This is a genomic window from Streptomyces sp. CWNU-52B (assembly GCF_047444975.1).
Lineage (GTDB): Bacteria > Actinomycetota > Actinomycetes > Streptomycetales > Streptomycetaceae > Streptomyces.
Genome location: NZ_JBLFJV010000016.1, coordinates 254,025 through 268,192, shown reverse-complemented (window position 1 = coordinate 268,192; position 14,168 = coordinate 254,025). Strand labels below are relative to the sequence as shown.

The 14,168-nt window shown below is 71.9% G+C and carries 7 protein-coding genes; 5 read left to right on the top strand and 2 right to left on the bottom strand.

Annotation, left to right across the window (positions count from 1 at the left end; genetic code table 11):
• Positions 1–66: 66 nt before the first annotated feature.
• From ACLVWQ_RS17325 to ACLVWQ_RS17315, 3 genes are all read left to right on the top strand, one after another.
• A complete protein-coding gene (locus ACLVWQ_RS17325; protein WP_414109667.1) occupies positions 67–738 on the top strand; it encodes a DUF4255 domain-containing protein in 672 nt (223 codons plus the stop codon).
• Positions 735–2,771 carry an ATP-binding protein gene (locus tag ACLVWQ_RS17320; protein ID WP_414109666.1) on the top strand — a complete coding sequence of 679 codons (2,037 nt, stop codon included), beginning with the start codon at positions 735–737 and terminating at the stop codon, positions 2,769–2,771. The genes ACLVWQ_RS17325 and ACLVWQ_RS17320 overlap by 4 nt, the downstream gene beginning before the upstream one ends.
• A gap of 213 nt (positions 2,772–2,984) precedes the next feature.
• Complete coding sequence (locus tag ACLVWQ_RS17315) at positions 2,985–8,321, top strand: hypothetical protein (protein ID WP_414109665.1); 5,337 nt, start codon at positions 2,985–2,987, stop codon at positions 8,319–8,321.
• Positions 8,322–8,450: 129 nt separating this feature from the next.
• Here ACLVWQ_RS17315 and ACLVWQ_RS17310 read toward each other — a convergent pair whose 3' ends face one another.
• Both ACLVWQ_RS17310 and ACLVWQ_RS17305 read right to left on the bottom strand, forming a co-directional pair.
• A complete protein-coding gene (locus ACLVWQ_RS17310) occupies positions 8,451–9,881 on the bottom strand; it encodes a hydrolase (protein ID WP_414109664.1) in 1,431 nt (476 codons plus the stop codon).
• 88 nt (positions 9,882–9,969) lie between these two features.
• A complete protein-coding gene (locus tag ACLVWQ_RS17305) occupies positions 9,970–11,385 on the bottom strand; it encodes an RICIN domain-containing protein (RefSeq protein WP_414109663.1) in 1,416 nt (471 codons plus the stop codon).
• Positions 11,386–11,629: 244 nt separating this feature from the next.
• Between ACLVWQ_RS17305 and ACLVWQ_RS17300 the strand changes: the two genes are divergently transcribed.
• Both ACLVWQ_RS17300 and ACLVWQ_RS17295 read left to right on the top strand, forming a co-directional pair.
• Positions 11,630–12,328, top strand: a complete 699-nt coding sequence (locus ACLVWQ_RS17300) for a DUF4157 domain-containing protein (RefSeq protein ID WP_414109662.1) — start codon at positions 11,630–11,632, stop codon at positions 12,326–12,328.
• A gap of 165 nt (positions 12,329–12,493) precedes the next feature.
• Positions 12,494–14,074, top strand: coding sequence for a phage tail sheath subtilisin-like domain-containing protein (locus ACLVWQ_RS17295; RefSeq protein ID WP_414109661.1), 1,581 nt, complete (start codon positions 12,494–12,496; stop codon positions 14,072–14,074).
• Positions 14,075–14,168: the final 94 nt, after the last annotated feature.

Genomic DNA, 14,168 nt, shown 5'->3' with positions numbered 1-14,168 from the left:
GTCGCGCCGGCATCCGGCGGCGGTACGGCACGACAGGGCACGGCAAGGCACGGCAGGAGCACGACGGTGATCCACGAAGTGGACGAGGTCCTCAAGCGGCTGCTCGGGGGCGGGGCGCTGGCCGGTTCCGGCATCGACATCTCCTTCGAGGCCCCGACCCGCGACTGGGCGGCACGGCGCAACGCGCCGACCATCAACACCTACTTGTACGACATCCGTGAGGACGTCTCCCGGCGTCAGCGCGGCCATGTCTCGGTCCGCGACGACCGCGACATCGTCGTGCGCCGCCGCCAGCCGCCCCGCTGGTTCCGGCTGTCGTACCTGGTCACCGCCTGGACCAAGCAGCCCCAGGACGAACACCGGCTGCTGTCCGCCGCGTTGGCGACCCTGCTGCCCCACGAACTGATGCCGGCCCGCGATCTGCCGCCCGCGCTCGGCGCGCTGGGCCTGTCCATCCCGCTCACGGTGGCCGGGCTGCACACGGAGTCGCGGTCCCTCGCCGAGATCTGGTCCGCGATGGGCGGCGAGCTGAAGCCGTCCCTGGACCTCGTCGTCACCGCGCCGTTCCCGGCCTTCCCCGAGTACGACGCCGGCCCGCCGGTCAAGGAAGCCGCGATCCACGTACACAGCATCGACAGCACGGTGGGAGGATCTGAGGAGCGGGGGCACCTGCCGCGCCATCTGAAGACCTCACCGCTCGCCGGAGAGCGGAACAGCACCGGAGAACGGCAGAAGTGACCACGCACACCCCCCACTCGTCCGGATCCACGTCCGACGCGCTCCTCCTCCGTCTTGCCCGGCTGCGCGGCCGGGTCGCCGAGCTGGTCGAGGACCGCGGCGCGGACGACCCCACGGCGGACGATCCGCTGCGCGGGCTGTACCTCTCCGACGACGCCGTACGGCATCTGCTGGCACCCGTGCAGGTGTTCCACACCTCCGCGTTCGAGGACGACGGACCGGAAGGGCCAACGGGACCGGAGGACGAGCACGGCACAGGGGACGAGGGTGCGCAGGCCGCCCACCCCGACCGCCTTGAGCTGCTCGCGGCGCGCCTGGGGCTCACCGAGCTGGACATCCACATCCTGCTCATCGCCCTCGCGCCCGACCTGGACCGCACCTTCGAGCCGCTGTACGGGTACCTCAACGACGACGTCAGCAGGCGCCGGGCCACCACGGGGCTCGCCCTCGACCTGTGCGCACTGCCCGTGCACTTCGCCGCGGCGCGGGCCAGGTTCCACTCCTCGGCGCCGCTGACCGCGCTCGGTCTGCTGGTCGTCGAGGACCCCGAACGCCCCTTCCTCAGCCGGTCGTTGCGCGTACCCGACCGGCTCATCGCCCATCTGCTCGGCGACAGCACCCTGGACCCCGCTCTCGCCGGCCATGTGCACCGGCTCACGGGGGCCCCGTCGTCGCACGACAACGGGTTCACCGACAAGCTGGCCGCCCGGCTGAGCACCGAGCCCCTCACCGTCTATCTGCGCGAGCACCGCGAGGGCGACGGGCTCGCCGGTGCCGCCGCCGCCCTGTGGGCCGCCGGGTTCGAGGCCCTGCACTACACGGGCCCCGAGGACCGCGTACCCGAGCTGTTGCGCGAGGCCCGGCTGCGGGGCGCCGCGATCGTCGTGTCCACCCTGCCGGAGCAGCCCGCCGCGCTGGTGCGGGCACTGGCGGACACCGGGCTGCCGGTGCTGCTCTCCGGGCCGCGCCCGTACGACCCGCAGTGGTGCGAGAGCGACCCGCTGGTCCTGGACGCGCCCCGGCAGCGGGCCGGCGCGGTGGACGTCTGGGCCGCCGCCCTGCGCCACGAGCCCGACTTCGACCTCGCGGCCACGGTCGCCCCCTACCGGCTCGGCGGCGACCGCATCCTGCGCGCCGCGGGCGCCGCCCAGGACCTCGCGGCCTTCGACGGCACCCCGGTGACCGCCGCCCATCTGCGGCTCGCCGCACGGCAGCAGTCCGCCTCGGGACTTGAGCGGCATGCCCGCAGGATCCGGCCCGACGTGGGCTGGGAGGACCTCGTCCTGCCCGACAAGCCCCTGGTGCAGTTGCACGAACTGGCCCTGCGCGCCCGCCACCGCGACCAGGTGCTCGGCGACTGGCGGCTCAGCGCCGGAGGCGGCAGGGGACACGGCGTCCTCGGTCTCTTCGCGGGCGACTCCGGCACCGGCAAGACCCTGTCCGCCGAGGTCGTCGCCGCCGAACTCGGCCTGGATCTGTATGTGGTCCAGCTCTCCTCGATCGTCGACAAGTACGTGGGCGAGACCGAGAAGAACCTGGAGCGGATCTTCACCGAGGCCGACCGCACCGACGCGGTGCTGCTCTTCGACGAGGCGGACGCGGTCTTCGGCAAGCGCTCCGAGGTCAAGGACTCCCACGACAAGCACGCCAACATGGAGAGCGCCTACCTGCTCCAGCGGCTGGAGTCCTTCGACGGCATCGCGCTGCTCACCACCAACCTGCGCGCCAACATCGACGAGGCGTTCACCCGGCGGCTGGACCTGGTGATCGACTTCCCGTTCCCCGACGCCGAGCAGCGCCTGGCCCTGTGGCGGCACAGCCTCTCGGCGGTGCCGTGCACGGACGACATCGACCCGGCGGCCGTCGCGCGGGACTTCGAACTGGCGGGCGGCTCGATCCGCAGCGCGGTCGTCACCGCCGCCTACGCCGCCGTCGGGCGGGGCGCCTCGGTCACGACCCGGGACCTGCGCGAGGGCGCCGAGCGCGAGTACCGCAAGGCGGGCCGCCTGGTCCCCGGAGAGGGCAACTGGTAGCCGTTCCAGGGCCCGTATGACGTCAGGATGAACTGCGGTCGGCCCCCTGCTGAGCGGCGGGCCTCGATCAGCTGACACCCCTCGCGACCTGCCCATTTCCACCCCGCACAGTGGTTTCGTTGCCTCACGGACGGACCCACGGACCCCTTGGGATCCGTTCGGATCCGATGGGGACAGACGTGCGGGGTTGCCCCGTGGTGGGGACGGCTCACGGTGCACGAGCAGCGGCAGGCGACGAACGACGCGACCGCCGAGGGCGGGAGCAAGGACAGGGGCAAGGGCAAGGCCCCGCAACAGGCGCCACGCGACCCGGTCGCGCCGGCCCCCTTATCCGGCCCGTCGGCGCGCTCGATGCTCGCGATGCAGCAGAGCGCGGGCAACGCGGCGACGTCCAGGGCGCTGCGCGACAGCGGCCCGCGCACGGCCGGGACCCGCACCGCCCGCGCCCCGCTCCCACCCGTGCTGCCCACCCTCACGGAGGGCGAGGTGAGCCCGCCCGAACCGGAGCCGCTGAGCCTGCCGCCGTACCTGCGGGACATGACCGCCCCGGGGCTCTCCACCGCCCGGCACCTGACCGGCCACGAGATCGTGGGCACCGCGCTGGTCACCACCATCGGGCACTCCGGCGGGACGGTCGCCGAGATCAAGGAGGAACTGGCCGGCCGCCCGGAGACCTTCTACGGACAGGGCCGCGCCTTCTCCGTGGCGGGCGTGAACGGCAAGGACTGGTACGACGTCACCGTCACCGTCTCCCCCGCCTCCATCGACCGGCCCGAGACCTTCCTTCCCGCGGCCGCGCTCAAGGAACGCGCCAGGACGGCGCGCCGGGGCGAGAAGGCCGCGGCGCTGGCCGCCGTGGAGCGGGAGGCCGAGGGCGCGGCCACCAAGGTGGACGTCCAGCACAACACGTCGGCCACGGTGAGCCACACCGAGGGCGACTCCGCCGGCCGCGGCGCCGGCGTCACGGCGTTCGGCCTCGCTCCGGTGGTGCCCGGCGTCTGGCTCGGCGGCGCGCTCATGGTGAACGCCCAGCCGTTCCAGTCCGCGCGCGAGTCCCGCGCCCAGAAGAGCGTGGCCGAACCACGCGTCCTGCGCAGCGACAAGGGCTCGGTGGAACTGCTCCGGCAGGTCCGCTACGGCGTACGGATCCGGAAGCAGGACGTCGCCGAGGAGCGGTCGTTCAGCGGTTCGGGCACGCTCACCATGCGCGTGCCGACCGAGCACCTGGTCCCCGCCTCCGGCGGGACGACGCCCCGGCCCGCGCCACTGGCCCCGCGCACCGCGAAGGGTGTGGCGCGGGCCGGCAGCCTGGCCCCGGTCGCGGTCACCGACACCGCGGCTCCGCACGAGGGCGGCAACGGCCTGTTCGACAAGGTCCGTTCGGTGCTGCACCCCTCACTGACCTCACCCGGCGCCCCGGGCCGTGCCCGGCTGTACGACGCCACCTCCACCAGCACCGTGCTGGACGACATGCCCCGGCTGCTGGGCCAGGGGGTCGTCGGCGAGGACCTCACCGCCAAGGACGGCAGCGCGGTGGGCACGTACCGGATGCGGGCCGCGATCGCCTCGATGGCGCCCGCGTGGCAGACCGGCAAGACCCAGCTGCGGACGCATCAGCAGGCCCAGCACTCGGTGACGGACACCGCGGGCAAGGGCAGCGGCGGTACGGCCGGCGCGGGGCCGGCCATCGGTCTGGGTGTCCTGGCGAACGCCGCCGCGGTGCGTGCCACGGTCATGCCGACCTTCGGGCTCAAGAAAGCGCGGTTCAGCGTGTCCGAGCAGACGGTGTCCAGCCGTCAGGGTGCCGAGGTCCGCGGCGACAAGGTGCTCTACCACGGCACGGTGGTCCTCACCGTCGAGGGAACCGGCCCGCTCTCCCCCGCGATGAAGGCACGGATGGGCAACCGAACGGCGACCCACTCGATGAACGTGTGGCTGAGCCTGCGGGCCGACGAGGCACGGGAACTCGGTCTGCCGCTGCCCGAGGGCGTCACCGCGGACGAGATGGTCAGGAAGCCGAAGGCGGACCCGGCCAAGGACGCGGACCCCGCCAAGGACGACGACAAGGCCAAGGGCAAGGGCAAAGGCAAGGAGCGGGCCTCGGACGTCTCGCCCGAGGACGCCCCGGACGTCGAACGTCGGCTGCCCTTCGGTGCCATGGGGTCGAGCGTCACGATCAGCCGGCTGGACACCGGGCCGATGCTCACCGGCATCCAGCGCCTGTTCGCCACCGATCCCCAACTGGCCGGCTATCTGCCCGCCTTCGGCAGCGACCCGGAGCCCGGGAGGACGAGCCCCGAGGAGGCCGAGGCGCAGCGGCGCAACTACCGCGAGCTGCTCACCGTCCTGTCGGACACCAACCTGAGCGTCAACAAGGACCAGTTGCTGTCCAGCGGCATCCGCGTACGGATGCGGCGCAAGTCCCGGATGCACGCGCACGACGTGCAGATCAAGGTCACCGGCAGCCTCGGCGACACCGCCTACTCCGGCGACATCAAGGACTGGCTCGTCCGCAGCCACTCCGGCGTCACCAGCAACGTCCAGAGCGGGCGCTCCAGTTCACGGTCGGTGGGCGGCATGGTCCTCGGGCAGTTCCGGATCGTCCCGTCGGCGCTGAACGCCTCGGCGCGGGCCGACCGGACCAGGACCGGCGGGCGGCGCGGCCAGGGCGGTGCCACGACCCGCTCGGACGTCCTGACCAACGGCTCCACCGACGCCGCCGCGTTCGACGGATCGCTGCACCTCGCGGTGGACGTCACCATGACCTCGCGCGAGCGCAAGGCCATGCGCACCCTGACACCCGGCGCCCCGGGCCGGGACGTGCCCGAGGCCAGGCACATCGGCACGGTGGACGTGGAGGACCAGGACGTACGCCTGCTCACGCCGACCGCGTTCACCATGGACGCCGACCAGAAGCAGCGGCTGGACAACTCCACCGCGGCCCGCACCGGCCGGCACGCGCCCCCGCAGCGGACCTTCGCCGCCGAGGGCATCGGCGACCTCGCCGGCCTGGAGCCCCACGCGATGGCCGCACGGCGGGTACGGGACTGGACGCTGGTGGAGACCCTCGGCGACGGGCAGCCGATCCGGGACCTCGCCTTCGAGCTGCTGGCCGGTGCCGCCGCGCGCAACAAGACGCTGCGCGAGGACAAGGCGCTGGCCGCCGAGGGACTCGCGCCGCGCCTCGCGATCGAGGAGCGGTTCAGCCCGCAGGCCGTCACGGCCGCGCTGCGGCAGGCGGTGTCCTCCGGCTGGGTGGTGAAGAACCTGCGGTACGCGCGCCGCACGGCCGGGCTGAACGGCGCGGTCGGCACCCGGTTGGCGCTGGCCAACCCGAAGGTCGTGCACCAGGCGAAGGGCCCCGGTACGGAGACCTTCGCGCTGGGCGGCCACCAGGCCACCGGGCAGGAGTCCGAGACGACGACCACGTCGGCTCAGGTCGGCGCCGTGGGCATGCAGAACGGCGCCGACTGGCGGGTCGGCGAGGGTGTCTCGGGCGGCCGCACGCTGAGCAAGGGCTCCAGCACGGCGTCGACGCTGTCCGGTTCGATCGAGCGCAACTCCCACACCTCGCGCGAACAGCCCCTGTACCTGGTCCACTGCGACCTGGTGGTCCGTATGGTCGCCGAGGTCGGGGTCACCGGCGGTGGCCCGTACGTGGCGAAGTCCGAGCGGACGGTGCCCGCGGCGGCGGCCGTGTGGCTCACGGCGGCCCAGTTGAAGGCGTCGCGGCTGCGCGTGCCGGGCGCCGGGCCGGAGACCGCCGAGCAGCCCGCCAAGGTGGCGGGCAGCAAGGCAGAGAGCAGCAGGGCAGAGAGCAGCAAGACGGCCGCCGAGCGCGCGGGCAACAAGCACGGCAGGGACGGTCAGGGCAAGCAGGGCAGTCAGGACAAGCAGGGCGGAAAGAGCGGGCAGGGTGGGCAGAGCGAGCGGGGGACCGGTGCTCCGGCCGGGCAGCCCCAGCTGGCCACGGGCCTGCCGCTCGGCTTCGGCGCGATCGAGGACCTGCCCGACTTCGTCCCCCTCCTCGACCAGCTCCGCGGGGACCTCCGCCGCGGGCACAAGTCCCTGGCGGAGAACCTCCTGCCCAGGCAGCAGCTCAAGGACCGCAACGACAACGTGCAGCGGCTGCTGCGGGTCCTCGACCGGGACGGGGCCGCCGGGCTGCTGTCCGGGGCGATGGACGGCGGTGTCACCGTCGAGCTCTTCGACGGGCGCAGGAAGCCGTACTGGGCGGTGTTCAAGGTCACCCCCGACGGACCGGGCACCTACGCCGAGACGGTGTCGGACGGCAGCGGCGACATGGAGTACATCACCTCGGCCGCGGCCCAGCGGGCGGGCAGCCGGGAGACGAGCGACGCGCGCGGGGTCGAGGCCGTGTTCGCGGGGGCCGGAAAGCCGGACAGCGGCGGCGGCCAGCTGAAGAACGTGGGCGGCGCGGCGGGACTCGGACTCGGTCACAGCGACGCGAAGAAGACGGCCTCCGCCGGCCGTGCCCAGCTCGGCGTCAAGACCGTCGCCGAGGCCTCGGCGCGCTCGGTGCGGATGAACGTACCGATCACGGCGTGGCTCGAACTGTACGCGTCCGGCGACCGGGTGGGGCTGGCGAAGCTCGGCGGCCGGCAGCTCACCCATCGCATCCTGCAGCACGACCTGAAGGCCCTCGCCCAGGTGCGACCGGTGCCGCGGGAACAGCCGGAACGGCGAGCGGCCCCACCCGGCCGGGAGGACGCCCGCGCCGACCGGATGGGCACCTGGCACGCCGGCGGGGCGACCCTGCCGATGGAGGCCCAGGTCAACGGCTTCAAAGGGGCGCCGGCCATACGGCAGTTGATCGACGACACCGTGAAGGAGGCGAACGGCAGCAAGCGGTACCGCACGAAGGGCGAGGCCCCGGCCCACATCCAGCGGGAGGCCGTGTCCACGGAGTGGCTCACCTCGGCGCTGCCCCTGCTGACCACCTCCGGAGCGGACCTGCCGCCCGTGCACGCGAGCGGCCTCAGGGGCCAGGATCTGCACGCCTCGCTGCACGCACGGCTGCGCGACGGCCGCGTGCTCGGGGTCGGCGACAAGATGACCTTCGAGACGGTGGCGCAGAGCGGTCTGGACGCGCCCCGCCCGACCGGCGTGGACAGCCAGCAGTCGGCCGAGCACAGCAGGACGGCGCGCGGGATCGGCGGCGCGGGCGTGCTCAACGCCACCGAGTTCCGGATGAACCAGTTCCTCGGCCACGCGGACGGCACCGGGACCGCGGCCGACACGGCGGCGAACGCGGCCGGCTCGATGCCGCTGCACAAACCGAAGCTGGAGTCCGTGCTCGTGCAGTTCACCCTGGACGTGCGCGTGGTGGCGCGGGTCACCGACCGGGGTCCCGGCGGCCGGCGGTCCGTGGCCGTACGGGAGTTCACGGTGCCCCGTCCTGTGGTGATCCGGATGCCCGCGCCGGCGGTCCGCCGCATGCTGAAGGACCCGGCGAACGCCTCGAACCTCCAGGACCCCCAGGACCACCTGGCCGAGAAGAAGAAGGCCACCGCGGCGCCCACCCCGTGACGCGGCGAACCGCGCGCCCGGCCGCACCGCACCCGCGGTCGGCGACCGGTCCGGTGCCGCACACAAGAACCGCCGGCCCCGCGCACCATGGGCGCGGGACCGGCGGCTGCGGTGGGACCGACCGTCAGGTCACACCCTGAGCTTGATCGCTTCGAGCCAGGAGTCGTTGTTGACGGTCCCCGTGAAGGTGTAGCCCAGCCCCTCGCCGGACTTGTCGCAGGTCATGTCCAGCCAGCCGGCGTTGCGCACGTGGGGCGTCGCGCAGACGGCGCCCTCTCCGTTGTCGACGTTGAGGGTGAAGCCCAGCAGGTTGGGCGCGTCCTTCTTGGTCCCGCCGAAGTAGTTGTCGACGCCGTCGGGCGCGAACGTCCACGGATCGATGTAGTGGCCCTGCCCGTTGGTCGAGTCCGGGAAGTGGACGAAGGCGTCACTGCCCGTGCCCTTGACCCCGGACACCGCGACGTTGACGGCCTTGAGCGGTATCTCCTGGCCCACCGTGCCGGCCATCTCGCCGTCGCACACCGCGTCCGTCCAGCCCTTGCCCGACACGAAGGCCCGGTAGCAGATGTGCCGCCCGTCCGGGTCCTCCACGGCGAGCTTCTGGACGGCGGTGGCCGCGGTCTTCTCCGCGGGCTTGGACTCCTCCTCGGAGCCGCCACCACCGCCGCCCGCCCCGTCGTCGGGCGCCTTCTGCGTCTGCGTCTCGGCCGAGGGCGGCGCGGCCTTCTCGGAGGGCGCCTTCGGGGCCTCGACGCTCGGGGAGGCGGAGGGGGCCAGCGTGCTGATGCCGGCCTCGTCCAGCTTCTCCGTGGCGGCGCTGCGCACCTGCGGCTTGTACGCGATCCACAGCATCACGAAGGTGACCGCGAGCGCCATGAAGATACCGAGGAAGGTCGCCAGCCAGCGCGGCAGGAACCCCCGCTGCACGTACATGCCTTCGACGTCGAACGGCTTCACACCGGAGCGCTGCACGGCCAGGGTGTAGGGCCGCTGCTCCTTCGAGCCGAACCAGATGATCTGCCGCGGCTTCAGCGTCGTCTTCACGAACGCCGCACGGCCCGGCTCGATCTGCACACTGCTCGGATGGATCTCGTACGACAGCTGATCGCCGTTGTCACTGCCGCTCACCGAAGCCGTCAGCTTCGTGTTGCCCACGTTGTCCACGGCCAGCTTCGGACGCCCGCGGAACCGGCCCTTCACGGTCGGCGGCACCAACTCCGCCCGCACCTCCGTGAACGGAGTGATCGTCAGGTTCCCCTCCGGAACGGTCACCGCCTCCGGGTGCTCCGTGGGCGTGACGCGCACCGCGTACGGGTTCGGACCGGCGGTCGCGTCCGGAGTGCGCGGCGGGGAGAACGTCAGGTCCACCGAACCCGTCGTACCCGGATACAACCGCAGCAGCTGCGGCTCCACCACGGTCCACGGCGCGAGGGATCCCACCGCCTCGAAGCGGTACTCGTCGACCACATCACCGGTGTTGCGAAGACGCAGCCGCACCGTAGTACTGCCACCCGGGTCCACAGTCGCGGAGGCGGGCTCGAGGGAAGTCCATAGGCTCACTCCGGAAGTTAAACGTAACCCTGATACCAAGTCAGGAAGCCACGGGGCACGTTGCGTGCCCGAAGAGGCCGCGAGGGGTGCCCCGGTCTCAGTCGTCCGAGGGGTGACGGATCTGCCACTCCTGGTCATCGGTGTTCGAGCAGTCGAAGAGCGTCAGTTTCGTGTTGTTGACGCCGGTGCTGTAGCCCGAGACGTCCAGGCACTTGTTGTTGCTGGCGTAGTTGCGGATCCAGTAGTCGCCGCTCTCCTGCTTGTCGACCCACCACAGCTGGTTGTCCTCGGTGGTGCCGGTGCAGTCGGCCTCGTTGATCGGCGTCCTGACGGGTTGGGCGCCCCTGCCCGGCAGGTCCATGCACAGCTGGTCCTTGACGTTGCGGATCTGGAAGAGGACGGAGCCGCCGGGGCCGAGCTTCGGGTAGCGCTGCTCCAGGTTCCAGATCTGGTTGTCGTCGGTGCTCTCGTTGCACTGGTCCTGCTGCACCACGCCGTTCACCTCGCCCTTGTCGGTGCCCGGGATGTCCGCGCACTTCTTGGTCGTGGTGTTCCACAGGAGGATGTCGGAGGCGGGCACCACACCGGGCGCCTTCGTCTTCGTCGGCTTCGGGGCCGGGGCGCCTCCGCCTCCGCCCGAGTCGCCCGCGGAGGACGGGGAGGGCTCCGGCTCCGGTTCGGCTGAGGGGGCCTTGGGTGCTTCGACGGTAGGGGAGGGAGAGGGGGCCAGCGTGCTGATGCCGGCCTCGTCCAGCTTCTCCGTGGCGGCGCTGCGCACCTGCGGCTTGTACGCGATCCACAGCATCACGAAGGTGACCGCGAGGGCCAGGAAGATGCCGAGGAAGGTGGCGAGCCAGCGCGGCAGGAACCCCCGCTGGACGTACATGCCTTCGACGTCCAGCGGTGTGACACCGGAGCGCTGCACGGCCAGGGTGTAGGGCCGCTGCTCCTTCGAGCCGAACCAGATGATCTGCCGCGGCTTCAGCGTCGTCTTCACGAACGCCGCACGGCCCGGCTCGATCTGCACACTGCTCGGATGGATCTCGTACGACAATTGGTCGCCGTTGTCGCTGCCGCTCACCGAGGCCGTCAGCTTCGTGTTGCCCAGGTTGTCGACGGCGAGCTTCGGACGTCCGCGGAACCGGCCCTTGACCGTCGGCGGCACCAACTCGGCCCGCACCTCCGTGAACGGAGTGATCGTCAGGTTCCCCTCCGGGACGGTCACCGCCTCCGGGTGCTCGACCGGCGTGATGCGGACCGCGTACGGATTGGGACCCGCGGTCGCGTCCGGAGTGCGCGGCGGGGAGAACGTCAGGTCCACCGAACCCGTCGTACCCGGAAACAGGCGCAGCGACTGCGGCTCCACCCTGGTCCAGGGAGCCAGGTCCCCCACGGCCTCGAAGTGGTACTCGTCCACCACGTCACCGGTGTTGCGCAGCCGCAGCCGCACCGTCGTACTGCCACCCGGGTCCACAGTCGCGGAGGCGGGTTCCAGGGAAGTCCAGAGGCTCACGAAGCGACGGTACAACGCGAGTTGACGTTTCAAGAGGCGGCTCCTGGGCAGGGAGCCACTGCCTGAAGAGGCCATCGGCTGCACCTGAGGACGCTCACGCGGTTCCGGCCGACGGCGGCCGGGCGCCGCGCGGCCGCAGCAGGCCCCGGGTCTGCCCTCAGGTCTGCCCCGACGGACCTACCGGACCGTGACCGGGTGCGCTAGATGTGGGATTTACACCCACCACGCCGCTCTGGGGTTTCGCATGCGTTCGCAGCAACAACCGTCCACCGCCGGCAAGCAGGACGCCGCACGCGTCAAGAAGCCCGCCCCCCTCCGCGGTACGGGAGCGGGCCGGGCGCTCGGCGCGGGCCGGTCCCCCGCCGCCCTGACCCCCGAGGCGGTTCTGGAACTCCAGCGGTCCGCGGGGAACGCCGCCGTGGCACGGCGGATGGCGCCGCCGGAGCAGCACGAGCACAACCCGATGTGCGGCCACGGAGCGGCGCCGTCGCCCAAGGACTCCAGCGTCCACAAGGTCCTCGCGACCCCCGGAAAGCCCCTCGACGCTCCCGTGCAGCGCGACATGGAAGCCCGGCTGAACGCCAACTTCAGCGATGTGCGCCTGCACGACGACAGCGCGGCACGCCAGTCCACGGCGGAGGTCGGAGCGCGCGCCTTCACCTCGGGCAACCATGTCGTCCTCGGCCCCCAGGGCAAGGACCCGCTCACCCTGGCGCACGAGCTGACCCATGTGATCCAGCAGCGGAGCGGCCCGGTGGCGGGCACGGACAACGGGAACGGCGTCAAGGTCAGCGACCCGAGCGACAAGTTCGAGCGCGAGGCCGAGGCCAACGCGGCCCGGGTGATGTCCGCCCCGGCGCCCGTCGCCGCACCCTCGGCTCCGGACGGCGGCCAGGCGGCCGGCGGAGCCGTGCAGCGCGCGGAGGACGAGACCGCTGTGTAGCACCGTGTGACGGTCCGTCGCCATCTGCATGGACGCTACATGGAAGCGGTTGCCCCGCGGGGCAACATCGCTGCCCCCGATCAGGTACCTCAGGACGTTTCAACCGGCATGCCACAGGCGTGAGAGTCAGAGAAGACCTGTCTCGTACCCCGAGGAGAGCAGAGCATGCCGTCCTACCTGTCACCCGGCGTATACGTCGAGGAGGTGGCCAGCGGCTCGCGTCCCATCGAGGGAGTGGGCACGTCAGTGGCGGCCTTCGTCGGGCTCGCCCCGACCGGTCCGCTCAATGAGCCGACCCTGGTGACCAACTGGTCGCAGTACGTCGCGGCCTTCGGAGCCTTCACCGACGGTTACTACCTCGCACACTCCGTGTACGGGTTCTTCAACAACGGCGGCAGCGCGGCGTACGTCGTGCGTGTCGGCGGCGTGGCCGCGGGCGTGCAGGAGAACGGCGCCTCTCCGGCCGCCGTCTCCGGCTCCGCGGGCCAGGCCGCGCTCACCGCCGGTGAGCCGAAGCAGCTCGGCACCTTCAACGTCACGGCCAACGGCGGCGGTTCGCTCACCGTCGAGGTCGCGGACGCCGACGGCGAGGGCCCCGCCGAGCGCTTCAAGCTGATCGTCAAGGACGGCGAGAAGCCGGTCGAGTCCTTCGACGTGACCGCCAAGAAGGGCGGCCGCAACTACGTCGTCACGCAGGTGAAGGAGCGCTCCAAGCTCATCACCGTGACGGAGGCGGCCCCCAGCGCGCAGCTGGCCCGCCCCGAGAACCAGACCGTGGCCCTCGCGGGCGCTCCGGCCTCCGGCACCGTCGTGCCGGCCGGCGCGGACGACTCCCACCCCGGCCCGGCCCAGTACCTCGGCGACTCCGCCGAGCGCACCGGCTTCGGTGGCCTGGAGGCCGTGGACGAGATCTCCATGGTCGCCGTCCCCGACCTGATGGCCGCCTACCAGCGCGGTGCGATCGACCTGGAGGCCGTGAAGGCCGTCCAGCTCGGTCTCATCTCGCACTGCGAGCTGATGGGCGACCGCGTCGCCGTCATCGACCCGCCGCCCAGCCTGAACGCCCGTGAGATCCGTGTCTGGCGTCAGGAGACCGCGGGTTACGACTCCAAGTACGCGGCCCTGTACTACCCCTGGGTCAAGGTCTTCGACCCGGCGTCGGGCCAGTCCCGCCTGACCCCGCCCAGCGGCCACGTCGCCGGTATCTGGGCCCGCAACGACTTCGAGCGCGGTGTGCACAAGGCGCCCGCCAACGAGGTCGTCCGCGGCGCGGTGGACCTGGAGCTCCAGATCACCCGCGGTGAGCAGGACCTGCTCAACCCCATCGGCGTCAACTGCATCCGCGCCTTCCCGGGCCGCGGCATCCGCGTCTGGGGCGCCCGCACCATGTCCTCCGACCCGGCCTGGCGCTACCTGAACGTGCGCCGGTACTTCAACTACCTGGAGGAGTCGATCCTCCTCGGTACGCAGTGGGTGGTGTTCGAGCCGAACGACCACAACCTGTGGGCCCGGATCCGGCGCAACGTCTCGGCGTTCCTCGTCAACGAGTGGCGCAGCGGCGCCCTCTTCGGCCAGCGGCCGGAAGAGGCGTTCTACGTCAAGTGCGACGAGGAGACCAACACCCCGGAGTCGGTCGACCTCGGACGGGTGATCTGCGAGATCGGTATCGCTCCCGTCAAGCCCGCCGAGTTCGTGATCTTCAGGCTGGCGCAGTTCTCCAGCGGCAGCGGCGAGCTGGAGGAGTAGGCACCGCCTACTCCTGACTAGCTCCCGGGTGCGCGTGCCTCCGGGCACGCGCACCCCGCCTCCTCCTCGTACCTCACCGACAAGAACCCTCAGA

Coding starts and splice junctions, on each gene's coding strand:
- ACLVWQ_RS17295 (WP_414109661.1), top strand. CDS start 12,494: ATGCCGTCCTACCTGTCACCCGGCGTATACGTCGAGGAGGTGGCCAGC.
- ACLVWQ_RS17300 (WP_414109662.1), top strand. CDS start 11,630: ATGCGTTCGCAGCAACAACCGTCCACCGCCGGCAAGCAGGACGCCGCA.